The following is a 24,177-nucleotide window of genomic DNA, read 5'->3' as shown; positions in this document are numbered from 1 at the left end:
CCACAGACCGTCAGGAACCAGCCGCTGCGACAGATCGACACCCACGAAGAGACATCATGCCGCAGCTCGCACCGTCACCACGTGAGACAACCTCTTAGGCATGGCGTTACCAGTGTCGTAGATCTTTTGGCGCATCATCTATATGTACGAAGATCCCGAACCGCTGGCGATCGATGACCTCACTGGTGATCCGGTTCCCGACGGGAGGGCAGCGACGGTTGCCTGCCAGCCTTCCAGCACCGCGTCCGTGACCGGCGCTCCAGAGCCCGTGAGCAAGGCTAACTCGTCCATCGGTAGATCATGACGCAGCAAGCGCTTAGAAGAGGGTTGGGTACTCTCCACTATCCAAGCTTCCGACCTTTGCATTTGCAGGGTCCAGGGTGCGTCGCGCCGCCAACTTGTCCGCACATTCTCGGAAATAGATTATTCCAGCTTTGAAGTCGGACATTCCACTGAATGCCGCCACAAGAAGGTCGCAATACCCTTGGCGTGTCGTAGCACCCTAACTGAACGGCTGAACACTGGCCTTTGACGGAGTCCGTTCCAGTACAAACTGCTCCCACCATGAACGCTGGAAATCTTTTCGGGAAGTGTCCGGCCCTTGCTCGTGCCAGGATCACCCAACTGGCCGCGACCGAGATGCATGCGTGCCGTGATTGCTTCAAGATTCCGGCATGAGCATAAGGGACTTCCTTAGTTCGCGACGCCGATACATAAGGCATGCTGCACACGTGGATCGCATTGACCAAGCGAACCGCGTAGAGCGTGTCGAGCACGCCACCCACATCGAGCATGCAGAGCAAGCCCAACGCGTCGAGCTTGTTGAACAGACCGCTGCTCAACAAGCTGTTCCGAATCAAGAGCCAGAAAACAACTTCGCAAGTAGATTGACGAAGCTGCTTCCGGAGTGGACCTCGATTGCCGCAGTTTCCGCCTCTATCCTTGGCCTTGGATACGTGGCACTAAATGCCGGATACGTTAAGTTTTATGAAGGCTTGGGGGTTCACCCTGAAGAGGTTGGATTTGACCGCGTTGCCATTATTGGACGCACGGCATCATTTGCATTCATCGCCATATTTTTCATGTTTCTAATCGTTCTAATGGTCGCAGTTCCGCGCCAGCCAAAATGGCGTTTTCCGATCACATTAGTTCTCCAGATAGTCGCTTTCGGCCTGTCAATCTATGGAATTCTCGAACGCAAGAGTTGGCTAATATTCATTTCAAATTCGATGATGCTATGTCTACTCTATCTACTTTCTGCGCCGCTGGGTGAAGTGGAGTTCCGCAACGGGGGTGCAAAAGTAAGAATCGAAAAGGTGATGCAGTGGTTCTTTGTGATTTTTTCTGTCGTGGTATCTATTACGGCCTGCTGGAGGCTCGACGACTCCATTCAGCGCCGCATCAGCGAAGTTAGGCGGGGGCATGAAGTCCATCCAATCAATTTCGGAGCGTATCCGCTCATTGACATTTCCGCTACACATGTGCGGTGGGAATGGATCGACAGCAACTCGACTCCCCCGAAGGCTCTCAATAATAATGATTTGCTTTTCCTTGGTCGAGATTCGAATTCAGCATCGTTCGTCACCAAGGGGCACACAATCGTTGTGCCGAATCTGAAGATTGCCATCGAAGAAATAAATCCATAATTCCAGCGCGAGGACACTGGTGGACCTCTCGCCCGCTACTGGGCGATCTACGGCTCACCCCACTCAGGGACGCACATCATGCTGTGAGCCGGCGGGCCGATTTGTATCCGAGTGTTCATCGGGGACTTACTCCGCAGTCGAATCACGGTCCTGAGCAGGCGCACCGCCCCGCAAGGATCGGGCAGATGCGGGGTCGTAGAAGCGCCCTCTGTCTCGTGGCGGAAGATCGGGGCGCCACCTCCACCAAGCGCGTCCGTATCTACGGCAGAGGTCACGATGCAGACGAAGTCTTGTGATCCATCGCATGGGCTTGCGCGCCGAGTACTGGACGTACAGAGGTGTCGCCATGATCAGGCGGGAAGTCCACTCGCCGTTCGAGAGGTTGAGGTTGACCCGAGCGAGCCCCTGCACTCTGGCCCGCTGAAACGGGGCATGGTGTCTGTGGGCTATGCGGAATACGTCTCTGGCAATCTGCTCGGGGCGGTTAACCCTGGGCACTGACAGCGCCCGCTGGGTGAGTTCCTCTGGAAGATCGGTCACCAAGCTGCTGTCCAGCTCGTCGATCTTATGGATGAGGTCGTGAAGCCACCCTGTCCCTGAGCCCAGGCGGCCGGCTGTCGCGGTGCGCTCCAACAAGTGCTTCGTCGAGCCGCACAACATGAGGTCAACAGTGGCAGGGCCTCCCGTTCGATCACCCGGCAGGGATCCGCAAAACAACAGGACATCGTCAAGGTCGGGTAGATCGCTGTCTTCGTGCGATGTCCCCCAACCCATTTCCAGGTCGAAGTAGACCCAGTCGCCAGCGTTCAGGTGCGGTGCGTAGAAGTGAGACGCCTCCCGCGCTAGGTGCTGCTGCACTTTGCGGAGTCTGCGTATCTCTGACTCGGTCGGAGTGAGCGGCGCGCCCGCACCGATCGTCACCGTAGCCACTTGAAGATCAACGCCAAGGTTCCAGGATGGCGATGTGCCGGGAGCCCGCTCCGGGAAGAAGGCATCGAGCCGTCGACGAGAGAAGTAGATCATTTCGTTGAAGCGCACACTGCCCCCTTGCCGCTGAGCTTCGTGTTCATGGTGCAGCAGGGACTAAGGCGCTGGACGTACATGCGGCAGGCATAGGGGGTGAGGCTGCTCACTCCTTGTTGTCCGTTGGCACGAGCCCCGCCAGGAAGACCCCAGAACCAGCGTGAGAGGCATAAGAAGAGCCCCCTCCGTCATTGGAGGGGGCTTCCTTGTAGCTCCTTACCCCTGGTCAGAGGCCTGCCCAAGCCGACTGCAACCTACCTAACTTTTGCACGACCAGGAGCCGGCGGAGCCATCAACCCGCCGCCCGGCGGTACTTGCGGACCGCGAGGGTGCGGAAGACCGCGATGATCACGACCGACCAGATCAGCGAGGCCAGCACAGGGTGCTGCATGGGCCAGGCGCCGGGCGTGCGGAAGCCCGGGGGGAGGTTGCCGAACAGCTCGCGGGATGCCTGCACAGTGGCGCTGAACGGGTTCCACTCCGCTATGTGCCGCAAGAAGGCCGGCATCTGGTTCGCGTCCACGAAGGCGTTCGAGATGAACGTCAGCGGAAACAGCCAGATCAGGCCGCCCGACGTCGCCGCTTCGGGAGTGCGCACGGTCAGGCCGATGAGCGCGCCGATCCACGAGAACGCGTACCCGAGCAGCAGGAGCAGGCCGAATCCGGCGAGCACCTTGCCGAGGTTCTCGTGCGTACGCCAGCCGACGATCAGGGCGACGACCGCCAGGACGACGAGGGTGAGCGCCGTCTGGGCCAGGTCGGCGAGAGTGCGCCCGGTCAGGACCGCGCCACGCGCCATCGGCAAGGAGCGGAAGCGATCTATGAGCCCCTTGTGCATGTCGTCGGCGATACCCGCACCGGCGCCCGCCGTGGCGAACGTGACCGTCTGGGCGAAGATGCCGGCCATCAGGAACTCTCGGTACGCCTGCGTGGAGTTGGACCCACCGACCTGGATCGAGCCACCGAACACATAGGTGAACAGCACCACAAACATGATGGGCTGAATTAGCCCAAAGATAAGCATCTCGGGAATCCGGCCCATGCGAATCAAGTTCCGATGGGCGACGACGAGCGAATCGTTCACGGCGCTCACCTGGCCTGCTCCTTCATGGCGTTGGGCCGCCGGTCTCGGATGCTCGGCGAGATGGAACCTGGCCGAGACAAGCGAACAGGATCCGGGATCCGTGACATGCGGATGAGGTTCCGTTTCGCCACGACCATCGAGTCGTGGACGGAACGGCTGAGGGGGTTGCCGGGCGGTGCCACCCGCACGGCTTCGCTGACGGCGCTCACTTCACGGCCTCCTTGGCGGTCGCCTCGTCGTCCTGGGCGGCGGTCTCGGCCACGTGTCCCGTCAGCGACAGGAAGACGTCGTCGAGGGTGGGGCGGCGCAGCCCGATGTCGTCTATCTCGATCCCGCGGGTGTCCAGCTCACGGATGATCTCGGCGAGCAGTTTGGCGCCGCCGGTCACCGGGACCGTGAGCTTGCGGGTGTGCTCCTCGACCGTGACCTCGCCCTTGCCGAAGCCGCGCAGCACCTCGGCGGCGCTCGCGATGTGCTCGCGCTCGTGCACCACGACCTCGACGCGCTCACCGCCGGTGCGGGCCTTGAGCTGGTCGGAGGTGCCCTTGGCGATGACCCGGCCGTGGTCGACCACCGCGATGTCGTGGGCGAGGTGATCGGCCTCTTCCAGGTACTGCGTGGTGAGCAGCAGCGTCGTACCGCCGGAGACGAGCTGTTTGATGACCTCCCACAGCTGCTGGCGGTTGCGCGGGTCGAGGCCGGTCGTCGGCTCGTCCATGAACATCACCGGCGGCGAGACCACGAGGGCCGCGGCGAGGTCGAGCCGGCGGCGCATGCCCCCGGAGTAGGTCTTGGCGGGGCGGTCGGCGGCGTCCGCGAGGTTGAACTGCTCCAGCAGCTCCGCCGCGCGCGCCTTCGCCGCCTTGCCCTTCATCTGGTACAGCTGCCCGACCATCTGCAGGTTTTCCCGGCCGGTCAGATACTCGTCGACCGCCGCGAACTGGCCGGACAGGCCGATGGAGCGGCGTACGGCGTCGGGGTCCTTCAGCACGTCCACGCCCGCGACGACCGCCTTGCCGCTGTCGGGGCGCAGGAGCGTGGTCAGGCAGCGGACGGTCGTCGTCTTGCCGGCGCCGTTCGGCCCGAGGAGGCCGAGGACCGTGCCCTCGGGCACGTCCAGGTCTACGCCGTCGAGAGCCCTTACGTCGCCGAAGGTCTTCACCAGGCCTTCGGCATGGATGGCGCCTGGCATGTCTGTCTCCACGTCGTCGGGGGTGTTTCGAAAAGGCTAGGTTTGCGGGTTCGTACGCGCCTGCGATTTTCCGCATGCGGCGGTGGGGCCACCGCCGCCACGACACACCATAACGCGATGTATCGCGTTTCTCAATGGTCTTCACCGGAACGGGTGGCGAAGGGGGACAGAAGGCCGGCCCGGCCTCAGTCGATGACGGTGTAACCCGCTTCCCGCAGGGCCTGGCCGACCTCAGCGCAGTGCGCCGGGCCCTTCGTCTCGAGGTGCAGCTCCACCTCCGCCTCCGTGAGCCCGAGCCGGGGGTCGGTTCGTACGTGGCTCACGTCGAGGACATTAGCGTCGACCACTGACAACACCCCGAGGAGCGTGGCGAGGGCGCCCGGGCGGTCCGTCAGCCGCAGGCGTACGGCCAGGTAGCGGCCCTGCGCGGCCATGCCGTGCCGCAGCACGCGCTGCAGCAGCACCGGATCCACGTTGCCCCCGGAGAGCACCGCGACGACCGGCCCCTCGAAGGTGTCCGGCGCGGCCAGCAGCGCCGCCACCGGGCTCGCCCCGGCCGGCTCCACGACCAGCTTGGCCCGTTCCAGGCACAGTAGCAGCGCGGCCGACAACTGGTCCTCGCTGACCGTGCGAACCTCGTCGACCAGATCCCTGACGATCCCGAACGGCACCAGGCCCGGCCGCCCCACCTTGATGCCGTCGGCCATCGTCGCCGGGTGCCGCACGGACACCGGGTGCCCGGCGGCCAGCGACGGCGGGTAGGCCGCCGCGCCCTCCGCCTGCACGCCGACGATCCGGACGTCCGGCCGGATCGCCTTCACCGCCACCGCGATCCCGGCCGCGAGCCCGCCGCCGCCGATGCCGACGACGATCGTGCGCACCTCCGGGCACTGCTCCAGGATCTCCAGGCCGACGGTGCCCTGACCGGCGATGACGTCCGGGTGGTCGAAGGGGTGGATGAACACCGCCCCCGTCTGCGCCGCGTACTCCTCGGCGGCGGCCAACGTCTCGTCGACCACCTGGCCGTGCAGGCGCACCTCGGCGCCGTAGTCGCGGGTCGCGCTGATCTTCGGCAGCGGCGCGCCCTTCGGCATGAACACCGTGGAGTGCACGCCGAGCAGCGAGGAGGCGAGCGCCACGCCCTGCGCGTGGTTCCCGGCGCTCGCGGCAACCACCCCGGCCGCCCGTTCCTCCGGCAGCAGTCCGGAGATCCGCACATAGGCGCCGCGCAGCTTGAACGAGCCGGTCCGCTGCAGGTTCTCGCACTTCAGATGCACCGGCGCGCCGACCAGCTGGGTCAGGTGGCGGCTGCCCTCCATCGCGGTCACGCGTGCCACGCCCGAGAGCATCTTCTGGGCGCCGCGTACGTCGTCGAGGGTGACGGAACGCAAGGAGTCAGCCGTGCCGTAGCTCATGACTCCAGCATCGCAGTTCACGGTCGTACACGACGGGTGTGACCAAGCTCCGAGACCGGTTTGTGCAGCGCCGGTACGGCCCGCCGCCGGGCCGCGTACCCTGTCCCCCAACCCAGCAGCCCTTCATGAAGCGAGCCTCCGGCCATGCCCACAACACCTGAAATGTCGATGGACATGACGACCGTCGGTGACACCGGTCTCCTCGACACCCTCCAGCACGAGGTGGCGGTGTTCGCCCGCCGTGCCGAACAGACGCGGCTCGGCGGAGTCGGGCAGGTGCGCAACTCCATGGACCGCGCGGCGTACCTGCTGCTCAACCGCCTCGACAAGGAAGGCCCGATGGGCGTCAAGGCGCTCGCCGCGAGCATGGGCATCGACTCCTCCACGGTCACCCGGCAGGTGGCTCCGCTGGTCGACACCGGGCTCGTCAAGCGCACCTCGCACCCCGAGGACGGGCGGGCGGTGGTCCTTCAGCTGTCCCCGCGCGGGATCGCCCGGCTGGAGGAGGTGCGCTCCTCCAGGCGTCAGCTGATGGCCGAGCTGACGCAGGACTGGGAACCGGAGGAGCGCGAGCAGTTCTGCACGCTCCTGACCCGCTTCAACCGCGCACTGTCCGCGCGGATGGCGGTGCAGGGGACCGGGCCGGCCGACCAGCCGCCCGCGTCCTGAGGCGCACCGGGGAGAGTACGGGTCCGGAGTCTTGACCCCGGGCCGCTGCTGGCCTCATATGAGACCGGGTCCTGCGTCGTACGCGGTTCACCTGTCCCGTACCGGACAGGACCCCCTCTAGGGGGAGGCGTGGTGCGTGATCGGCAGGTGTCCCGAGAAGCCCGCCGGGCCCGGGAGTTCGAGGCGTTCGTCGCGGGCGCGGCCGGACGTCTGCTGCATGCCGCCACGCTGCTGACGGCGGAGGCGCCGGACGCCAACCCGCGCGCGCGGCGCCTGCTGACGCTCGCGCTCGCCCACACCTACGCGCGCTGGGACCGGCTGCACGGCGAGGACCCGTACGACTGCGCCCGCCAGTACCTCGCCACCCGCTTCGCACGCGCAACCTGGCACCAGTACGGCGCCTTCGGCCGGACCCGCCCGGATCCACGCAGCCCGCTCGCCGCCCTGAGCCCGCGGGAACGGCTGATCCTGGTCCTGCGCCTCTACGAAGGCGTCGCCGAGGAGCAGGCGGCGGCCCTCCTCGGACTCCCCCGGGAGCGCGTCCACACCATCTGCGACCGCGCGACAACCACCCTGCTCCACCCCACAGCCCCCCAGGTGGCGCCTTCATGAGGGGGTGGGGAGCGGGCAGCACGGGCAGCGCTCGGACCATGGGCAGCAGACACGGCGGGCACAACGCATGGGGCGGGGACGGCGCCGGGAGCCCGGGAAGCAGCAACGGCGCAGGCGACGCACGGGGCAGGTGCGCACGGGGCTGGGAGAGCATCGGGAGTGCTCGGGCCGGGGCGAGCGGGCGGCGCGGTGGGCGCGTACGAGGCGCCGGGAGTGTCGGGGGTGCAGGGAGCGTCGGCGGGAGTGCGGGGAGCGCCAAGGACTCGGGCAACGTCACGGGCGCGGGGAGCGTGCACCGTGGCGAGAGGGCCGGGCGGGTGAGCGGCCCGAGCAGCGTGCGGATACGTGGGATGCGGTGCAGTGGGAGGGCGGTGTGAACCGGCCCCAACGGGAGGCCGCGGCGCGGCAGATCATGGAGAAGGCGCCGGCACCGGTGCCGCCGGACCTGTGCTCGGAGGCGGTGCGCCGCGGCGAACGCCTGCTGCGGCGCGGGCAGCTCGTCCGCCGGGTGCTGTGGCTGCTGGCCTGCGCCGCAGCCGTCGCGTTCAGCGTGTGGGCGGCCCGCGTGCACCCGTGGACGGAGCCGCCCTCCCAGACGACGCCACCGGTCACCGGCTGGTGAGCCTGCTACGGCCGCGGGCCGACGGGAGATACGGCCCGCGTACGACGGTGGTCACGCCCGTCCGAGCCCGGCGGCGCCTCCGTCAGCCCAGCGCCTGCTGGAGGTCTGCCAGCAGGTCGTCGACGTTTTCGATGCCCACGGACAGGCGGACCAGGTCGCCGGGGACCTCCAACGCGGAACCGGCCGCGGACGCGTGCGTCATCCGGCCGGGGTGCTCGATCAGGGACTCGACGCCGCCGAGCGACTCGCCGAGGGTGAACACCTTGGCCCGGTTGCACACCTCGACCGCGGCCTCCTCGCCGCCCTCGACACGGAAGGACACCATGCCGCCGAACGCCTTCATCTGCTTCGCGGCGACCTCGTGTCCGGGGTGCTCGGGCAGGCCCGGGTAGAGCACCTGCGTCACGCGCGCGTGCCGGGTCAGCATGTCGGCGATCTTCGTGGCGTTCTCGCTGTGCCGGTCCATCCGCACCGCGAGGGTCTTGGTACCGCGCAGCACCAGCCAGGAGTCGAAGGGGCCGGCGACGGCGCCCATCGCGTTCTGGTGGTAGGCCAGCTCCTCGCCGAGGCCCTGGTCGGAGACGATCAGCGCACCGCCGACCACGTCCGAGTGACCGCCCATGTACTTGGTCAGGGAGTGGACGACGACGTCCGCGCCGAGCGACAGCGGCTGCTGGAGGTAGGGCGTGGCGAAGGTGTTGTCGACGACGAGCTTCGCGCCCGCGTCGTGCGCGACAGAGGCGACGGCGGCGATGTCGGTGATGCCGAGCAGCGGGTTGGAGGGGGTCTCCACCCAGACGGCCTTGGTCTTGGGGGTGATCGCGGCCCGTACCGCGGCCGGGTCGCTGGTGTCGGCGACGGACCACTCCACACCCCAGCGGGTGACGACCTTGGCGAAGAGGCGGAAGGTGCCGCCGTAGGCGTCGTTCGGGATCACCACGTGGTCACCGGGGCTGAGCAGCGTGCGCAGCAGGGTGTCCTCGGCCGCCAGGCCGGACGCGAAGGCGAGGCCGCGACGGCCGCCCTCGAGCGCGGCGAGGTTCTCCTCGAGGGCGGTGCGGGTGGGATTGGCGCTGCGGCTGTACTCGTAGCCGCCGCGCAGCCCGCCGACGCCGTCCTGCTTGTAGGTCGAGACCTGGTAGATCGGCGGGACGACCGCGCCGGTGAGGGGATCCGCGGTGTTGCCCGCGTGGATCGCGAGGGTCTCGAAGTGCTGACTGATGTGCCTGTCGCTCATGTGCACCGAGCGTAGTGCGCCTGACCGGATCCTGGAGCCCACCGGGCTCGAGCGGCACCGGAGGAAGGGTTTCCCCTCACCCTGTCATGAACAGTCCCGGAGTTTTCCACAGCCTCGCGGCGGGGTTGGCCAATTGTCGGCGGCGTCTGGTTCGCTTGGGGCATGGCGATTCTCTGGCTGCTCATGGCGCTGCTCATGCTGAGCTTCGTGCTGCTCTCGGTCATGCGGCGCAGGCGTGGGCTGATCGAGCAGGTTCCTCCGGGACACCCGGACGCCGCGGACCCGGCGGCCTACGGCTTCGTGCGCCAGGAGGAGCTGGACGTGCGCATGCCCGGCCCGGACCAGGACCTGCTGGACGTCCTGGAGTTGGTGCAGCGCACGCAGGACTATCGCGCGGCCTCCCAGCTGCTGGCCGGCACCGAGACCGAGGGCGAGCCGCGCTGGCAGCGGGTGCAGGCCTTCGCGGGCGCGGCCGCGCTGGAGCTGCAGCAGCGGCCCGGCGGGGTGCATGAGACGCCGGGCGGCCAGTGGCTGCGGGTGTGGCGGGCGGAGCAGCCCAAGGACGCGGGCTGCGCCGCTGTCTACGCGGAGTTCCTGGTGCAGCAGGCCTGGCGGACGTCGACGCCGGGCACGGACGACTTCCGGATCATCATGGAGGAGGCCCGGGACGCGTGCGCGCAGGCGGCCCTACTCGCTCCCGGCGACCCGGTGCCGTACATCGTCGAGCTGTCCATCGCCCGTGGACTCTCCTATTCCCAGGCCGAGTTCGACCAGCTGTGGCTGAAGATCCTCGACCGCGCCCCGCATCACATGGGCGCGCACCTGGCCGCGCTGCACTACTGGTGCGAGAAGTGGCACGGCTCGCGCGAGCAGGCGTACTCCTTCGCCGAGGCCGCCGCGGCCCGCGCACCGCAGGGCTCGCTGCTCGCCGCGCTGCCCCTGTTCGCGGTCTTCGAGCACCTTCCCGAGGTGAACCTGGTGGCGAGCTTCTACCAGAGCGAGGTCGTCACCAAGGCGATGCATGGCGCCCTGCACGCGGTGCACTCCGCCCGCCCCGACGACCCCATGCTCGCGCACGTCCGCCATCTGCTGATCTTCTTCCTGGTCCGCGCCGAGCGCTGGCAGGAGGCCATGCACCAGCTGATACACGTCGACGGGCACGTCGGCGCGCTGCCCTGGATGCTCTCCGCCGACCCGGCCGCCGAGTTCGCCCTCTACCGCGCCCTGGCGGTGGCCGGCTACGAGGCCAACGGCGGCAGCCCGGCCACCCTCCCCGGCTGAGCCCCGTTCAGAGGGCTTCTCGGTCGGTCAGTGCGTCGGCCTGGGGCCGGGCCGCTGGGGCTCGGGGACGAGACCGCGGCCGGGCTCGGGATCCGGGTGGACCGGGCCCGGCTCGTGCTGACCCCGAGGCCGCCGCGGCCGCGGCGCACGCCGGTTCTCAGATCGTCGCCGTGTCGATCACGAAGCGGTAGCGGACGTCGCTGGACAGCACCCGCTCGTACGCCTCGTTGATCTCCGCGGCGCTGATCAGCTCGATCTCGGCACCCAGGGTGTGCTCGGCGCAGAAGTCGAGCATCTCCTGGGTCTCGGCGATACCGCCGATCATCGAGCCCGCAAGGGTCTTGCGGCCGCCGATCACCGAGAACAGGTTGAGGGAGATGGGCTCCTCGGGGGCGCCCACGTTCACCAGCGCGCCGTCCACCTTCAGCAGCGACAGCAGCGCGCCGAAGTCCATCGGTGCCGAGACGGTGGAGACGATCAGGTCGAAGGTGCCGGCCAGCTCCTCGAAGGTCTTCGGGTCGCTGGTGGCGTGGTAGTGGTCGGCGCCCAGCTTCAGGCCGTCGTCCTTCTTGCGCAGGGACTGCGAGAGGACGGTCACCTCGGCGCCCATCGCGTGCGCGATCTTCACGGCCATGTGGCCCAGGCCGCCCAGGCCGACCACGGCTACCTTCTTGCCGGGGCCCGCGTTCCAGTGCTTGAGCGGCGAGTAGGTGGTGATGCCGGCGCAGAGCAGCGGGGCCGCCACGTCCAGCGACAGGCCGTCGGGGATGCGCACGACGTAGTTCTCGTCGACGACGATCTTCTCGGAGTAGCCGCCGTAGGTGGGCTCGCCGTCCCTGCCGACGGCGTTGTACGTGCCGACCATGCCCTTGAGGCAGAACTGCTCCAGACCCTTCAGACAGTTCTCGCACTCACGGCAGGAGTCGACCATGCAGCCGACGCCCACCCGGTCACCGACGGCGAACTTCGTCACACCGGGGCCGACCTCGGAGACGACACCCGCGATCTCGTGGCCGGGCACCATCGGGAAGATGGCCTCGCCCCAGCCCTCGCGGGCCTGGTGGATGTCGGAGTGGCAGATGCCGGCGAACTTGATGTCGATCAGGACGTCGAACTCGCCGACCGCGCGCCGCTCGATGGTGGTCCGCTCCAGCGGAGCCTTCGCGGCGGGCGCGGCGTACGCAGCAACAGTGGTCATGCCGGGGTTCTCCTAGCAGGTGTTCCGTGCCCGGTTGCCTTCCGACCGGGTACGGCCCCCAGCCTGCCGCGATCCGGGCCGGCCACCCAGACCACGCCTTTGCGTACGACCGCTGTGCCTACCACTGGCGGGGTCAGGCTCGTGCACGTACGACCAGGAATACTGGACGTATGGAGCACAGGGACTCAGAACCGCAGGCCGCGGCCGCCGCCGGACGGCCGCTGGACCGGCGCGCCGAACTGAGCGAGTTCCTGCGCAGCCGGCGGGCCCGGCTGAAGCCGGAGGACGTGGGGCTGCCGGACTTCGGACGGCACCGGCGGGTGCCGGGACTGCGCCGCGAGGAGCTGGCACAGCTGGCCGGGGTGTCGGTGGCGTACTACACCCGGCTGGAACAGGGCAACGGGCGGAACGTCTCGGCGGAGGTCCTGGACTCGATCGCGCGGGCGCTCAGGCTGTCGGACGCCGAGCACGCGCATCTGACGCATCTGGCCAAGCCGAAGTCGCACAAGAAGAAGCCGGCGGCGCGGCAGCAGCAGGTCCGTGTCTCGCTGCGGCAGCTGCTGGACACGATGGACGGCGTACCGGCGTACATCGTCGGGCGCCGCTCGGAGATCCTCGCCTGGAACCGGATGGCGGCGGCCCTCTTCGGTGACTGGGCGGAACTGCCGGCGGCGGAGCGGAACTGGGCGCGTCTGACGTTCCTGCGCCCGGACTACCGCGAGCTGTTCGTCGACTGGGAGCAGAAGGCGATCGACATCGTCTGCGCCCTGCGCATGGACGCGGGCTGCCACCCGGACGACCCCAAGCTGTCCGCGCTCGTCGGTGAACTCTCGGTCAAGAGCGAGGAGTTCCGCCGGCTGTGGGCGACGCACGACGTCAAGGAGAAGAGCCACGGCATCAAGCGGATGCGTCATCCACTGGTGGGCGACCTCTCCCTGCACTTCGAGTCCTTCCGCCTGACGGACGACTCGGAGCAGTCCCTGATCACCTACCACGCCGAGCCCGGTTCCCCGTCCGCCGACTCCCTGCGTCTCCTGGCCAGCTGGGGCACGGACGCGGCCCACGCGGTGCCGTCGGCGTAGGCACCCGTACGGCGAACCCGTACGACGAAGGGGCACCCGGAGCCCGTGCTCCGGGTGCCCCTCGCTCGTTCAGCGGGCGCTGCGGCTCACGTGCCGAAGTACGCGTCGTAGACCGTGATCTCGGACGTGTTGCCCTTCTTGTCGGTGATCTCGGAGCGGAAGGAGACGGACCTGCCCTTCGCCGGGTTCTTCACGGTGATCCTGCCGCCCCGGACGTCGACCTTGGTGAAGGTCCTGCCGTCGTAGGAGACGTACACCGCGAGGGACTTCAGGTTGCGGCCGGCGGCCGCGCCCTCGACGGTGACCGGGAAGGTGACCGTCCTCCCGGCCGGGACACAGCTGTCCAGGCCGGTCGTGGCGCCGTAGTGCAGGACGGAGGCCGGGAGCTGCACGGCGGTGCCGGAGGCGTTCTGGGAGCGGAAGGTCCAGGTCGCGTCGATCCGCGAGGAGGCCCGGGCGATCTTCGCCGAGCGCTCGACCGAGGTGGTCAGCCGGTACGCGGCGTCCCCGGCCGGGACCTTGAAGGTCTCGTCACCGAAGAGCGGGTCGGCGTTGGAGCCGACCTTGGTGCCGTCGCGGTACAGGGTCGTGTTCACCGAGGTGAACTGCGAGTACCCGGCGTTCAGGGCGGAGTCGGCGAACAGCGGCAGCGAACCGTAGATCTCGTTGCCGGTGCGGAACAGCCCGAGGTCCTTGTTGACGTGCGGGCCGAAGACCGCGGTGTTGACCGTCCTCGGGTAGCTGTGGCCGGCCCGGAAGGAGGACTGGCCGAGGGTGTAGCCCGCGTCCTGGATCGGGAAGCCGTCCTGGTCGCGCCCGCCGTACTGGCTGAAGGCCAGGTCCCACAGGACCCCGCCGCCCGCGGACAGGTGCAGGGTGCGGGTGCCGGGCAGCGTCTGCGGGATGTCGACGGAGGAGGCGCCGGAGCTGCCGGGCAGCCAGCCGGTGGCGCTGATCGCACCGGTCTTGCCGCGCGCGGCGGCACCGAGCCGGGCCTTGACGGTGGCCAGCTCGCTCGCCTTCCAGTGCCTGGTGTAGCCGGTGGCGAGCTGCTTGACCGGGCCGCCGGAGGTGACGTCGTACTCCTCGTCCGCGCCCTTGGTCCAGTGGCCGTCCCACTGCTGGAACAGCTGGGCGGCGGGCAGCCGCGGGCCCAGGTGGGCGGTGCGGAAGTTGTTGTACGAGTCCAGGAACCAGCCGTAGCTGAACTCGCCGGCCCCCGTCGTGACGTCGTACCCCGGCGCGGCGAACTCCGGCTTCGCGCCCGGGGCGGGGACGGTGATGTCCACCGGCCTGGCCCGGCGCGCGTCGATCGTGACGGTCTGCTTCCTGGCGACGGTCAGCTTCGGCTGGGCGATCCAGTCGGTGCCCTTGGTGCCGTTCTTGTCCACGAACACGGCGGAGTTGAGGATGTACGTGCCCTTCGGCAGGCGCACCTTCACCGTGCCGGACGGGTCGTACGGGCTCACCTGCGTGCCGCTCGCGAGTCCGGCGACACCGTTGAGGCCGGCGTTGTAGTACGTGCCCGGCCTGCCGTCCCGGCCGATGACCTTCAGCGTGATGTCGTACGACTCCACCTCGCGCTGCACCGCGGCGGCCGTGCGGACGCTCTGGCCGGCGCCGGTCGCGGTCACGTACGCGGAGTAGGCGCCGTCGAGGGTGCCACCCAGCCTGGTGTCGGCGGTGAGGTCGACGGCCGCCCTGCCGTGCGCCGGAACCGTCAGCCTTCTCGCGCCGAGCTTGAAGAAGCCCGAGGGGGCCGCGTGGCCCTTGGGGTCGAGGGCGGTGCTGCTCAGGGTGAGCGTGACGGCCTTGTCGCCGAGGTTGCGGTAGGTCACCCTCCTGGTGACCGGCTTGTCGTCGGTGTGCGGCCACTGCTGCAGCCCGAAGTTCACCGAGACCGGGTCGGCGATCACGGTCTGCCGGTAGGCCCTGTCCACCGCGATACGGCCCGAACCCTGCTGGTACGGCGTGTAGGTGCCGCCCTTTGCGGAGCCGGTCAGCGCGCCCTTCAGCTCGGCGTAGCCCCAGCCGGGGTGCTCCTGCTTCAGGATCGCGGCGGCGCCCGCGACGTGCGGGGTGGCCATCGAGGTGCCGGAGATGGTCAGGTAGCCCTCGGGCTTCTCGCCGACCTCCTGGTCGATGACGCTGCCCTTGGCCGCGGCGGCGGTGATGTCCACGCCGGGCGCGGTGACGTCCGGCTTGATGGCGTAGTCGCCGAGGCGCGGGCCGGTGGAGGAGAAGTCGGCGAGCTTGTCCTTCTTGTCGACGGCACCGACGGTGAGCGCGGCGTCCGCGCTGCCCGGCGAACCGATCGAGTGCGGGCCGTCGTTGCCCGCGGCGATCGCGAACAGGATGCCCTTGGTGGCGGACAGCTTGTTCACCTCGGCCTCGAGTGGGTCGATGCCGGGGCTGTCGTAGCCGCCGAGGCTGAGGTTGACGACGGAGGCGCCCTGCGCGGCCGCCCATTCCATGCCGGCGAGGATGCCGGAGTCGTCACCGGAGCCGGTGTCGTCCAGGACCTTGCCGTTGAGGATCCTGGCGTCCGGGGCGACACCCTTGTACTTGCCGCCCGACTTGGCGCCGGTGCCCGCCACGATCGAGGCCACGTGGGTGCCGTGCCCGTAGTGGTCGGTGGCGTCGGCGGCGCCGGAGAAGTTCTTGGACGCGATCACCTGGTCCTTGAGGTCCGGGTGGCTGGTGTCCACACCGGTGTCCAGGACGGCGACCTTCACGCCCTTGCCGGTGTAGCCGGCCTTCCAGGCGACCGGGGCGCCGATCTGCGGCACGGACGTATCGAGGGAGGCCTGGCGGACGCCGTCGAGCCAGACGTGCGCGATGCCGGCGGCGGTGTCGTCCCCGTCGGTGACGGCGTGCCACAGCCCGGCGGTGGCGTCGACCGGTGTCTGTACGGCGTCGGCGTTGAGGGCCGCCAGGCTGCGCCGCAGACGGCCGGCGTCCCGGACGTCCGCCTTGGCGGTCCGGGCGGAGCCGTTGTAGCCGACGATGACCTTCAGGCCGTTCTTCTGGGCCCGGCGGGTGGCGGCTTTGTTCAGCTCGGTGACGTCGAACAGGCGCTGGTCCAGCTTGCCGGAGGCCACCAGGTGGGCCGCGTCGACCGGGACGACCAGCGTGTGGCCCTCGGTCCTGCGGACCTGGACGGGTATGTGCTCGCGGCCCTTGGCCCGCTGCAGGCCGACGATGCGGCCCTTGGCGTCGAGGGCGACACGGTCACCGGTGATGAGGGTGACATGGGTCTTCGCGGAGAGCGCGGAGGCGACGGCCGGGATGCGCTGCGCGGGCTTCGCCGACGCCGGGCTGGTCATACCCGCTGCGAGGGCGACGGCTGCGGCCGTGCCCACACTGGCCGCAGCAGCTCTTTTCACTTGTCTGCGCAAGTTCTCCCCCTGGAGATGGAGTACCGGGCGAATTCCCCGTTCGCCCGGCCGGGGGGAGTGTCGTGGGTGAGAACGTCAGCCCCCCCGGGGTCACGCAGAGTATGCCGGGGGTGATCAGTCGCCTCAATAGACGAGAGGACGGTAAGAAATGATGAAGGAGAACTGTTACGCCGCGTTCTGATCGCCGTTACACAACTGCCGGATCAGGCACCGGCGTTCTCCCTTACCGTGATCTTTCCTTTACGGATGGTGGCCAGCCGCGGGAGCTTCTTCGCGAGCGCGGAGTCGTGGGTCACCATGATGAACGTCAACCCGTGTTCCTTCCACAGGCGTTCGAGTACGTCCATGATCTCGTCCGGCATGCCCTCGTCGAGGTTGCCGGTCGCAACATGAGGGCGGCGCCTGGCACAAGGCCGAAGGAGGCGACGAGAGCCGCCCATCTGCGGCGGCGAAGTCGTGCCTCAGGTAGGTCACCTTCTAGGCCGTGCACACCGAGTACGACCACCGCACATCCGACCGCATTTCAGCCGACCATCACCCGGATCGGAGATCCGTCAGACATCCGTTCGCATTCTCCAGCTCCGCTGGGCACGAAGGTGAAGGAGAAGGCCGGCCGGACCCGGAAACGCCGGTGCCGCCCTCGAAGGGCGGCACCGGGAAGCTGTCAACGGGGTGTCAGACCGCCGAACCGGCCTTCCACTGGGCCCAGTCCATGTTCCAGCCGTTGAGGCCGTTGTCCGGGGCGACCGTCTTGTCGCCGGTGTTCTGGACGACGACCACGTCACCGATCAGGGAGTTGCTGTAGAACCAGGCGGCCGGGGTGTTCGGGTCGCCGGCGCCCTTGACGTCCTGCAGGCCGACACAGCCGTGGCTGGTGTTGACGCTGCCGAAGACGGACGGCGCACCCCAGTAGTTGCCGTGGATGAAGGTGCCCGAGCTGGTCAGGCGCATCGCGTGCGGCACGTCCTTGATGTCGTACTCGCCCTTGCCGTCGGAGTCCTTGAAGCCGACCGTCGCGCCGTTCATCCGGGTCTGGGTGAACTTCTCGGAGATCACCATCTGCCCCTCGTACGTGGTGTGCTCGGGGGAGCCGGCGGAGATCGGGATGGTCTTGACGACCTTGCCGTCCTGCGTGACCTTCATCTGCTTGGTCTTCGCGTCGACGTAGGAGACCTGGTTGCGGCCGATGTGGAAGGTGACCGTCTTCTGCTGGACGCCGTGGACACCGGGCGCGCCCTCGACGCCGTCGAGCGCCAGCTTGAGGGTGACGGTGGAGCCTTCCTTCCAGTATTGCTCGGGGCGGCAGTCCATGCGGTTGGCGTTGAACCAGTGGCAGGCGACCTCCTGGCCGCTGCTGGAGCTGACCGTGATGCCCTTCTGCACGGCCGCCTTGTTGGTGATCGCCTTGTCGAAGTTGATCGAGACCGGCATGCCGACACCGACCGTGGAGCCGTTGTCCGGGGTGTAGGTGCCGATGAAGCTGTTGGCCGGCGAGACCGTGGTGAAGGAGGCGTTCTCGTGGGCTATGCGGCCCTGGGAGTCCTTGGCCTCCGCGGCGATCTTGTAGGTGGTGGAGCGCTGCAGCTGGGCGCTGGGCTTCCAGCTCAGCTTGTCGGCGGAGAGCTGACCGGGGACGGCCGTGCCGCTCTCGGTGGTCATGGTGACGCCGGTGAGCGTGCCCTTGCTGACGGTGACGGTGCCGGAGTTGTTGATCGACGCGTTGTCGGAGCCGTCCTTCGGCGTGATGGCGATCTGCGCCTGCGAGGACTTCTTCGCCGCCGCCGCGTCGGCCTGGGCCTGGGAGGAGTCGCCCTTGTCGGACGACTTGGAGCTGCCGCCGCCGGAACAGGCCGTGAGGGCCAGGACACCACCGAGCAGTGCGGACGCGGCCATCAGGCCCTTGCGCCGCCTACTGTTCGTCATCACACGCTTCTCCATCGTTGCCGAGCCGCCAGAAACCCCAAAAGCCCCCGCAAGAACCTTCAACGCTACGGCCGTACCGTCCCGTTCCGGATCCGGTGGATCTGTGGGGCACACCACGTCCACGGTGCGCGGGTGGTGCGGGAGTCGGTCCGTGCGTCCCCTGAGACGACGAAACCCCGGACGGCGGTTGCCGTCCGGGGTCATGGGTGCCCCGTGACGCTCAGCCGATGCCGTCCTCTTCCTCGTCGTCCGCCCCATCTTCCTCATCCAGGTCCCAGTCCGGCGAGTCCGGGTCGTAGTCGATCCGCTCACTCGACCAGGACGCCTGCTGGAGCTCCACCCCGGGCACCTCGCTGACCAGGTCGAACGGGTCCACGAGATAGGCCAGGGCCTCCGCGGTGTCTTCGGTCACAGCACCCTCGGCCTGGGCCCGCTCCGCCGCCGGCAGCTCCGTATCGGCGGCGAGCCGGCGCAACGCGGCCTTGCTCACCTCGTCCTCGTCCTGCACCTCAAGGACGATCTCCACGCGAAGCCGTACATACCGTGATGTCTCTTCAGGGTTCATGGCGGGAGCGTACGGCCGAAACCTCCCGTGACTTTCCTGTGACCCGCACCTTTCACTAACATCGCTGCCCACGGCCAATTCGCCAGCGTCACAAGGGGATCGATATTCCGTGTCATCCGCTCGCCGTCCGCTGCTGACCGCCACCGCCGCGGGCACTCTGTTGTGCGCGCTGTGGTTCGTCCCGTCCGCGAACGCCTCGCAGGACTCCTCGGCGGACGCCACGGCGAGAGCGGGCGCGGAAAGCTCCGCCACGCATCTGACCCAGCAGGCCAGGGCGGTGTCAGAGGCGACCGCCGAGACCGCTCGGGAAGCCGCGGACGACACCGAACTCGCCGACACCGGAAGCATCGACACCACGCCGTACGTCGTCGGCGGCACCCTCTTCCTCGGGGTGGGCGCCGGTTTCGTGGTGTATTCGGTGCGCCGCGAACGCTTGGGCTTTTAAGTCCTCAAGACCCGGCAGGCCAAGCCGAAGTGACGCAGACGCACAAGAGGCCCGGCACATGGCAGGGCCCCTTTTCGCGTGCGTCCGCGTGCGGAGACGTTACTGCAGCGGGCCGGTGACCGACTCCACCGCGGCCACGAGCCGGCCCTCGCGCACGAACGCGTCGGCGGCGGCCAGATCGGGCGCCAGGAACCGGTCCGGGCCCGGGCCCTGCACACCCGCGGCGCGCACGGCGTCGATGACGGCCTGGGAGGCGGGCGCCGGGGCGAGGCCCTCGCGCAACTCGATGGCCCGGGTGGCCGCGTACAGCTCGACGGCGATGATCCGGGTGAGGTTGCCGACGGCGGTGCGCAGCTTGCGCGCGGCCGACCAGCCCATGGACACGTGGTCCTCCTGCATGGCGGAGGACGGGATGGAGTCCGCGGAGGCGGGCACGGCGAGCCGCTTCAACTCGCTGACCAGCGCGGCCTGCGTGTACTGGGCGATCATCAGCCCGGAGTCGACCCCCGCGTCGTCGGCGAGGAACGGCGGCAGGCCGTGGCTGCGGTTCTTGTCCAGCAGCCGGTCGGTGCGGCGCTCGGCGATGGAGCCGAGGTCGGCGGCCGCGATGGCGAGGAAGTCCAGGACGTAGGCCACGGGCGCCCCGTGGAAGTTGCCGTTGGACTCCACGCGGCCGTCGGGCAGCACGACCGGGTTGTCGACGGCGGAGGCCAGCTCGCGCTCGGCGACCAGCCGGGCGTGCGCCATGGTGTCGCGCCCGGCGCCGGCGACCTGCGGGGCGCAGCGGACGGAGTAGGCGTCCTGGACGCGCGGGGCGTCGTCCTGGTGGTGCCCGGTGAGCTGCGAACCCTTCAGCACGGCCAGCATGTTGGCGGCGCTGGCACCCTGGCCCGGATGGGGCCGGATGGCGTGCAGCTCCGGCGCGAGCACCTTGTCCGTGCCGAGCAGCGCCTCCAGGCTGAGGGCGGCGGTGACATCGGCGGACTTGTAGAGGGTGTCGAGGTCGGCGAGGGCCATGATCAGCATGCCGAGCATGCCGTCGGTGCCGTTGAGGAGGGCGAGGCCCTCCTTCTCGCGCAGTTCGACGGGCTTGATCCCGTGGGCGGCGAGCAGCTCACCGGCGGGCCGTACGACCCCGTCGGGGCCTTCCGCGTCCCCCTCGCCCATGAGGGCCAGGGCGCAGTGGGACAGCGGCGCCAGGTCGCCGGAGCAGCCGAGGGAGCCGTACTCGTGCACGACCGGGGTGATCCCGGCGTTGAGGACGTCCGCCATGGTCTGCGCGACCTCGGGCCGGACGCCGGTGTGCCCGGAGCAGACGGTCTTCAGGCGCAGGAACATCAGGGCCCGTACGACCTCGCGCTCCACCCGCGGGCCCATGCCGGCGGCGTGCGAGCGGACGATGTTGCGCTGCAGCTGGGCGCGCAGTTCCTGGCTGATGTGCCGGGTCGCCAGGGCACCGAAGCCGGTCGAGACGCCGTAGACCGGGTCGGGCTTGGCCGCCAGCGCGTCCACGATCTCGCGGGCCGCCGCCAGGGCCGCCACCGCCTCCGCCGACAGCTCGACACGGGCACCGCCGCGCGCCACGGCGAGCACGTCGGACGCCGTGACACCCGACGTCCCCACCACCACAGTGTGCATATCCATATTCAGGAGCGTACGCATTGAATGCGGAGATGTCACTAGTGGAGTACGGGAGCGACCCTTACCGATGCGTGTGGGCTTCGCCTCACGGCCGGCGCCCCCGGAACCGGCGCCGCTCGGCGGGCGCCACGTGCGGCGGCTCGTCGGCCAGCCGGACGACCGGATCGTCCGGGCCCTCCCGCCCTGCCACCACGGGCCGGTCGGCGCGCAGGGCCTTGGCACGGTACTGGGCGGCGTCGGCGAGCCGGAACAGCCGCCGCGCGTCCCGCACCTCACCGATCGGATCCTCGGTCGAGGCGACCCCGCACGCCACGCCTTCCCCCAGCTCCAACTCCCCTGCCCTGCGGCACAGTTCGTCGGCGGCCTTCACGACGTCGTCGGCGGGCGGTCCCACGGCCAGCAGACAGAACTCGTCCCCGCCGAGCCGCGCGACCAGCGCGCCCCGCACCATGGCGCCGCACAGCGACAGCACCGAGCCGAAACGCTCCAGGAGCCGGTCGCCGACGGCGTGCCCAAGGGTGTCGTTCACCCGCTTCAGCCCGTTGAGATCGCAGACGACCAGGCTGACGGCCACGCCCTGCGTACGGTGCCGCTCGACCGCCTCCTCCAGGCGTACGTCGACGGCCCGGCGGTTGGCGAGTCCGGTGAGGGCGTCGGTGTACGCGAGCCGGCGGGCCTCCTCCAGCCGCTCGGTCTGTGCGAGCCCGGCGGCGACGACGGCGGCCAGCACGGTCGCGAAGTCGGCGTCGGCCCGGTCGAACACGAGGGCGTCGACGGCCCGGGCGACGTACAACTCACCCCAGGCCCTGCCGTGTAGCAGGACCGGGGCGACCACGCAGCAGCCCCGGCCGCGGCGGCGCAGCGCGGCGACCCGCTGGTGGAAGTAGCCGGGGGTGCCGGCGGCGGTCCCCTCGGCCGTCTCCACCCACGCGTTCGGTCCGCCCCCGCCGGCCCACCGCTCGTGCAGGAACTCGGTGATCTCCGGGAACTGGTGCACCGGGTAGGCCTCGGACTCGGGGAACTCCTCCTCGTCCGGGCGCCTGTCCCCCACGTTCACGAGGACGCGCAGGCGGCCCAGCTCCCGCTCCCACACCGACAGCGCGGCGAAACTGCCGTCCAGCGCCCGGCAGGCGCCGAGCGCGGCGGCCCGCCATGCCCCTGCCGGGGTGTGCGCCGCTGCCATGCCCTGCGCCAGCGCCACGACTGCGGCCAGCCGCCTGTCCTCGCCCATTACTCCAGGTTAGGGAGGATTTGGGGAAATCGGGACATTAGTGGGGCGATCAGGGGGATGACTGTGCGGCTACGAGCTCGAGGCTGCGAGTTGTCCGCCGAGCGCGGGTGCGTGGCGGGCTGGTCGCGCAGTTCCCCGCGCCCCTTGGGGAGCTGCAGCGAGCCGCACCGCCTACGCGCCGTAGCTGCGGGCAGTCGTGCCGCTGCCTCACTCCCCCGGCCACTCCGGCCTGCGCTTCTCGTTGAAGGCCGCCACGCCCTCCGCACGGTCCCCCGAGAAGGCCACCGAACGCCACGCCGCGTCCTCGACCTCCAGGCCCGCCCGCAGATCCAGCCCGTGCCCCAGCCGCAGTGCCCGCTTGGCGGCCCGGAGCCCCACCGGGGAGTTGCCGGCGATGGTGGCGGCCAGGGCCAGCGCCTCCTCGCGGTCGCGGCCCTCGGCCACCACCCGGTCGACCAGCCCCAGCTCGGCCGCCTCCGCCGCCTCCACCCGCCGTGCGGAGAAGATCAGCTCGGCCGCCCGCGCCGCCCCGACCCGCCGCGGCAGCAGCTGGGTACCGCCGCCGCCCGGAATCACGCCCACGGACACCTCGGGCAGCCCCACCACCGCCGTACCGTCGGCCACGATCAGGTCGCAGGACAGGGCCAGTTCGAAACCCCCGCCCAGCGCGAAGCCGTGCACCGCCGCGATCGTCGGCATCGGCAGCTCCAGCACCCCGGTGTACGCACCGCGCGTCACCGGCCGCTGCCGCAGCAGGTCGGCGTCGCTGAAGGAGTTCCGCTCCTTCAGGTCCGCGCCGACGCAGAACGCCCGCTCATGGGACGAGGTCAGCACCACCACGCGCGCGTCCCGGTCGCCGGCCAGCGCCGTGCACGCGGCGGAGAGGGAGCGGGCCATCTGTGTCGAGACGGCGTTCATGGCCTTGGGCCGGTCCATGACCAGCTCCGCGACATGCCCGTGCCGCCGCACCAGCACGAACTCCCCGAACCGCTCCTCGCTCATGGCACCCTCCGACTCACGTGTTAACGCGGGTTAACGCACTGCTCGGCCCGATCATCGCAGCCGTACCCGATCGCAGGAAAGTCCAGGGGGCTACGCCCGTTCGAGTGACATCCCGGCCGTCTCACCCCACATCGCCCACAGGACCGCATAGCGTGCGTCCGCCACGGCGCGCCCGGGGCACGGCCGGGAGGGGAACCGGGGAGGGGAACCATGGCACCGACACCTGCACAGGCCCGTACCGAAGACGGGGACGAAGGGCCCGTACGGCGTGGGCGGCACCGCAAACCGCGCCCCCGCAAGGTGCTGCTCGCCGCTGGCGGTCTCGCCCTGGCCGCGGGTGTGCTCAGTCTGGTCCGGGTCTCGTCGGAGTCCGGCGCCGGCGCCCCGGGCACGGCGGAGGCCGAGCCCCGCGTCGGCGCGGGCGACGGCACCACGGGCCACGCGGCGAACACCGCCGCCACGGCCGCCCCGCTGCCCTCGGCGACCTCCGTCATGGGCGGCAGAAGCCTGGCGCCGGCCCCCACGGCCACACCCACCGGCCCGCCCACGTCCTGGGCACCGGCGGGGAGCACCGCCGGACCGACCGCGACCGGCCTCCCGACCGCCACACCCGCCACCACCCCGGGCACCACACCCCGGCCCTCGGCGACGACGTCCGCGCCGCGCCCGGCCCCGACCACCACCGAGCCGGCCCCCACCACACCGACGCCCACCCACAGCACACCGGCCCCGGGCCCGGGCGGGCTGTGCGTACCGTTGCTGGGCCTGTGCGTGGACGCAGCCACCGGCACCGGTCACTAGGTCCTGTCGGTCAAGCTCCCGTCGTCGCCCGGAGGGCGGCCCTGCGCCCGCCGCGATGGGGGTGCCCCCGCGCGAGCCTGTTCGAGCGTGGGGGAGGCTCATGAATGCCG

The 24,177-nt window shown here is 69.5% G+C and carries 20 protein-coding genes and 1 pseudogene; 8 read left to right on the top strand and 13 right to left on the bottom strand.

Going from position 1 to position 24,177, the window contains the following annotated elements:
* Positions 1–731: 731 nt before the first annotated feature.
* Entirely contained in the window at positions 732–1,646 is a 915-nt protein-coding gene (locus ACWC2T_RS43315) for a hypothetical protein (RefSeq protein WP_450675792.1), read from the top strand.
* A 126-nt stretch (positions 1,647–1,772) separates the two neighbouring features.
* On the opposite strand, the gene ACWC2T_RS43310 is transcribed toward ACWC2T_RS43315, so the two are convergent.
* The 4 genes from ACWC2T_RS43310 to ilvA form a co-directional block, all read right to left on the bottom strand.
* Positions 1,773–2,684: an SAVMC3_10250 family protein gene (locus ACWC2T_RS43310; RefSeq protein ID WP_450675791.1), complete on the bottom strand. Its 912-nt coding sequence runs from the start codon at positions 2,682–2,684 to the stop codon at positions 1,773–1,775.
* A gap of 277 nt (positions 2,685–2,961) precedes the next feature.
* A complete protein-coding gene (locus tag ACWC2T_RS43305; RefSeq protein ID WP_450675790.1) occupies positions 2,962–3,762 on the bottom strand; it encodes an ABC transporter permease in 801 nt (266 codons plus the stop codon).
* 196 nt (positions 3,763–3,958) lie between these two features.
* Positions 3,959–4,945, bottom strand: a complete 987-nt coding sequence (locus tag ACWC2T_RS43300) for an ATP-binding cassette domain-containing protein (protein WP_450675789.1) — start codon at positions 4,943–4,945, stop codon at positions 3,959–3,961.
* Between the two features lie 185 nt (positions 4,946–5,130).
* Positions 5,131–6,360, bottom strand: coding sequence for a threonine ammonia-lyase (gene ilvA, locus ACWC2T_RS43295; protein WP_450675788.1), 1,230 nt, complete (start codon positions 6,358–6,360; stop codon positions 5,131–5,133).
* A 162-nt stretch (positions 6,361–6,522) separates the two neighbouring features.
* Between ilvA and ACWC2T_RS43290 the strand changes: the two genes are divergently transcribed.
* From ACWC2T_RS43290 to ACWC2T_RS43280, 3 genes are all read left to right on the top strand, one after another.
* Positions 6,523–7,029 (top strand): MarR family winged helix-turn-helix transcriptional regulator, encoded by a 507-nt coding sequence (locus ACWC2T_RS43290; RefSeq protein WP_450675794.1) that lies wholly within the window; start codon positions 6,523–6,525, stop codon positions 7,027–7,029.
* A 132-nt stretch (positions 7,030–7,161) separates the two neighbouring features.
* On the top strand, positions 7,162–7,641 hold the full coding sequence (locus tag ACWC2T_RS43285; protein WP_450675787.1) for a sigma factor-like helix-turn-helix DNA-binding protein: 480 nt from the start codon (positions 7,162–7,164) through the stop codon (positions 7,639–7,641).
* A gap of 373 nt (positions 7,642–8,014) precedes the next feature.
* Positions 8,015–8,263, top strand: coding sequence for a hypothetical protein (locus ACWC2T_RS43280; RefSeq protein WP_450675786.1), 249 nt, complete (start codon positions 8,015–8,017; stop codon positions 8,261–8,263).
* 82 nt (positions 8,264–8,345) lie between these two features.
* On the opposite strand, the gene ACWC2T_RS43275 is transcribed toward ACWC2T_RS43280, so the two are convergent.
* On the bottom strand, positions 8,346–9,500 hold the full coding sequence (locus tag ACWC2T_RS43275) for a cystathionine gamma-synthase (protein WP_450675785.1): 1,155 nt from the start codon (positions 9,498–9,500) through the stop codon (positions 8,346–8,348).
* A gap of 162 nt (positions 9,501–9,662) precedes the next feature.
* Here ACWC2T_RS43275 and ACWC2T_RS43270 point away from each other — a divergent pair, with 162 nt between their 5' ends.
* Positions 9,663–10,781 carry a hypothetical protein gene (locus ACWC2T_RS43270; protein ID WP_450675784.1) on the top strand — a complete coding sequence of 373 codons (1,119 nt, stop codon included), beginning with the start codon at positions 9,663–9,665 and terminating at the stop codon, positions 10,779–10,781.
* A gap of 157 nt (positions 10,782–10,938) precedes the next feature.
* Here ACWC2T_RS43270 and ACWC2T_RS43265 read toward each other — a convergent pair whose 3' ends face one another.
* A complete protein-coding gene (locus ACWC2T_RS43265) occupies positions 10,939–11,979 on the bottom strand; it encodes an NAD(P)-dependent alcohol dehydrogenase (RefSeq protein ID WP_397996974.1) in 1,041 nt (346 codons plus the stop codon).
* Positions 11,980–12,149: 170 nt separating this feature from the next.
* On the opposite strand from ACWC2T_RS43265, the gene ACWC2T_RS43260 reads away from it, so the two are divergent.
* A complete protein-coding gene (locus ACWC2T_RS43260) occupies positions 12,150–13,061 on the top strand; it encodes a helix-turn-helix domain-containing protein (RefSeq protein ID WP_450675783.1) in 912 nt (303 codons plus the stop codon).
* An 86-nt stretch (positions 13,062–13,147) separates the two neighbouring features.
* Here ACWC2T_RS43260 and ACWC2T_RS43255 read toward each other — a convergent pair whose 3' ends face one another.
* The 4 genes and pseudogenes from ACWC2T_RS43255 to ACWC2T_RS43240 form a co-directional block, all read right to left on the bottom strand.
* Complete coding sequence (locus ACWC2T_RS43255) at positions 13,148–16,447, bottom strand: S8 family peptidase (protein ID WP_450675782.1); 3,300 nt, start codon at positions 16,445–16,447, stop codon at positions 13,148–13,150.
* 215 nt (positions 16,448–16,662) lie between these two features.
* A pseudogene (locus tag ACWC2T_RS43250) lies at positions 16,663–16,908 on the bottom strand (ABC transporter ATP-binding protein); the annotation flags it as partial.
* Between the two features lie 226 nt (positions 16,909–17,134).
* Positions 17,135–18,382, bottom strand: a complete 1,248-nt coding sequence (locus tag ACWC2T_RS43245; protein ID WP_450675781.1) for a L,D-transpeptidase — start codon at positions 18,380–18,382, stop codon at positions 17,135–17,137.
* 220 nt (positions 18,383–18,602) lie between these two features.
* On the bottom strand, positions 18,603–18,947 hold the full coding sequence (locus tag ACWC2T_RS43240) for a hypothetical protein (RefSeq protein WP_450675780.1): 345 nt from the start codon (positions 18,945–18,947) through the stop codon (positions 18,603–18,605).
* Between the two features lie 109 nt (positions 18,948–19,056).
* Between ACWC2T_RS43240 and ACWC2T_RS43235 the strand changes: the two genes are divergently transcribed.
* Positions 19,057–19,392 (top strand): LPXTG cell wall anchor domain-containing protein, encoded by a 336-nt coding sequence (locus ACWC2T_RS43235; protein ID WP_450675779.1) that lies wholly within the window; start codon positions 19,057–19,059, stop codon positions 19,390–19,392.
* Between the two features lie 99 nt (positions 19,393–19,491).
* Here ACWC2T_RS43235 and hutH read toward each other — a convergent pair whose 3' ends face one another.
* The 3 genes from hutH to ACWC2T_RS43220 all read right to left on the bottom strand — a co-directional run bounded on the left by hutH (position 19,492) and on the right by ACWC2T_RS43220 (position 23,266).
* Positions 19,492–21,030, bottom strand: a complete 1,539-nt coding sequence (gene hutH / locus ACWC2T_RS43230) for a histidine ammonia-lyase (RefSeq protein ID WP_450675793.1) — start codon at positions 21,028–21,030, stop codon at positions 19,492–19,494.
* A gap of 88 nt (positions 21,031–21,118) precedes the next feature.
* Positions 21,119–22,264 (bottom strand): diguanylate cyclase domain-containing protein, encoded by a 1,146-nt coding sequence (locus ACWC2T_RS43225; protein ID WP_450675778.1) that lies wholly within the window; start codon positions 22,262–22,264, stop codon positions 21,119–21,121.
* Positions 22,265–22,471: 207 nt separating this feature from the next.
* Positions 22,472–23,266, bottom strand: coding sequence for an enoyl-CoA hydratase/isomerase family protein (locus ACWC2T_RS43220; protein WP_450675777.1), 795 nt, complete (start codon positions 23,264–23,266; stop codon positions 22,472–22,474).
* A gap of 210 nt (positions 23,267–23,476) precedes the next feature.
* On the opposite strand from ACWC2T_RS43220, the gene ACWC2T_RS43215 reads away from it, so the two are divergent.
* Positions 23,477–24,067 (top strand): hypothetical protein, encoded by a 591-nt coding sequence (locus ACWC2T_RS43215; RefSeq protein ID WP_450675776.1) that lies wholly within the window; start codon positions 23,477–23,479, stop codon positions 24,065–24,067.
* The last annotated feature ends 110 nt before the right edge of the window (positions 24,068–24,177 follow it).

The organism is Streptomyces sp. NPDC001393 (assembly GCF_053597455.1).
This window is presented reverse-complemented; position numbering and strand designations above follow the sequence as displayed.

Excerpts from the sequence above, each read along its gene's own strand:
- ACWC2T_RS43215 (WP_450675776.1), top strand. The coding sequence starts at position 23,477 with ATGGCACCGACACCTGCACAGGCCCGTACCGAAGACGGGGACGAAGGG.
- ACWC2T_RS43225 (WP_450675778.1), bottom strand. The coding sequence starts at position 22,264 with ATGGGCGAGGACAGGCGGCTGGCCGCAGTCGTGGCGCTGGCGCAGGGC.
- ilvA (WP_450675788.1), bottom strand. The coding sequence starts at position 6,360 with ATGAGCTACGGCACGGCTGACTCCTTGCGTTCCGTCACCCTCGACGAC.
- ACWC2T_RS43300 (WP_450675789.1), bottom strand. The coding sequence starts at position 4,945 with ATGCCAGGCGCCATCCATGCCGAAGGCCTGGTGAAGACCTTCGGCGAC.
- ACWC2T_RS43265 (WP_397996974.1), bottom strand. The coding sequence starts at position 11,979 with ATGACCACTGTTGCTGCGTACGCCGCGCCCGCCGCGAAGGCTCCGCTG.
- ACWC2T_RS43220 (WP_450675777.1), bottom strand. The coding sequence starts at position 23,266 with ATGAGCGAGGAGCGGTTCGGGGAGTTCGTGCTGGTGCGGCGGCACGGG.
- ACWC2T_RS43290 (WP_450675794.1), top strand. The coding sequence starts at position 6,523 with ATGTCGATGGACATGACGACCGTCGGTGACACCGGTCTCCTCGACACC.
- ACWC2T_RS43270 (WP_450675784.1), top strand. The coding sequence starts at position 9,663 with ATGGCGATTCTCTGGCTGCTCATGGCGCTGCTCATGCTGAGCTTCGTG.
- ACWC2T_RS43240 (WP_450675780.1), bottom strand. The coding sequence starts at position 18,947 with ATGAACCCTGAAGAGACATCACGGTATGTACGGCTTCGCGTGGAGATC.
- ACWC2T_RS43275 (WP_450675785.1), bottom strand. The coding sequence starts at position 9,500 with ATGAGCGACAGGCACATCAGTCAGCACTTCGAGACCCTCGCGATCCAC.
- ACWC2T_RS43245 (WP_450675781.1), bottom strand. The coding sequence starts at position 18,382 with ATGACGAACAGTAGGCGGCGCAAGGGCCTGATGGCCGCGTCCGCACTG.
- ACWC2T_RS43260 (WP_450675783.1), top strand. The coding sequence starts at position 12,150 with ATGGAGCACAGGGACTCAGAACCGCAGGCCGCGGCCGCCGCCGGACGG.
- hutH (WP_450675793.1), bottom strand. The coding sequence starts at position 21,030 with ATGCACACTGTGGTGGTGGGGACGTCGGGTGTCACGGCGTCCGACGTG.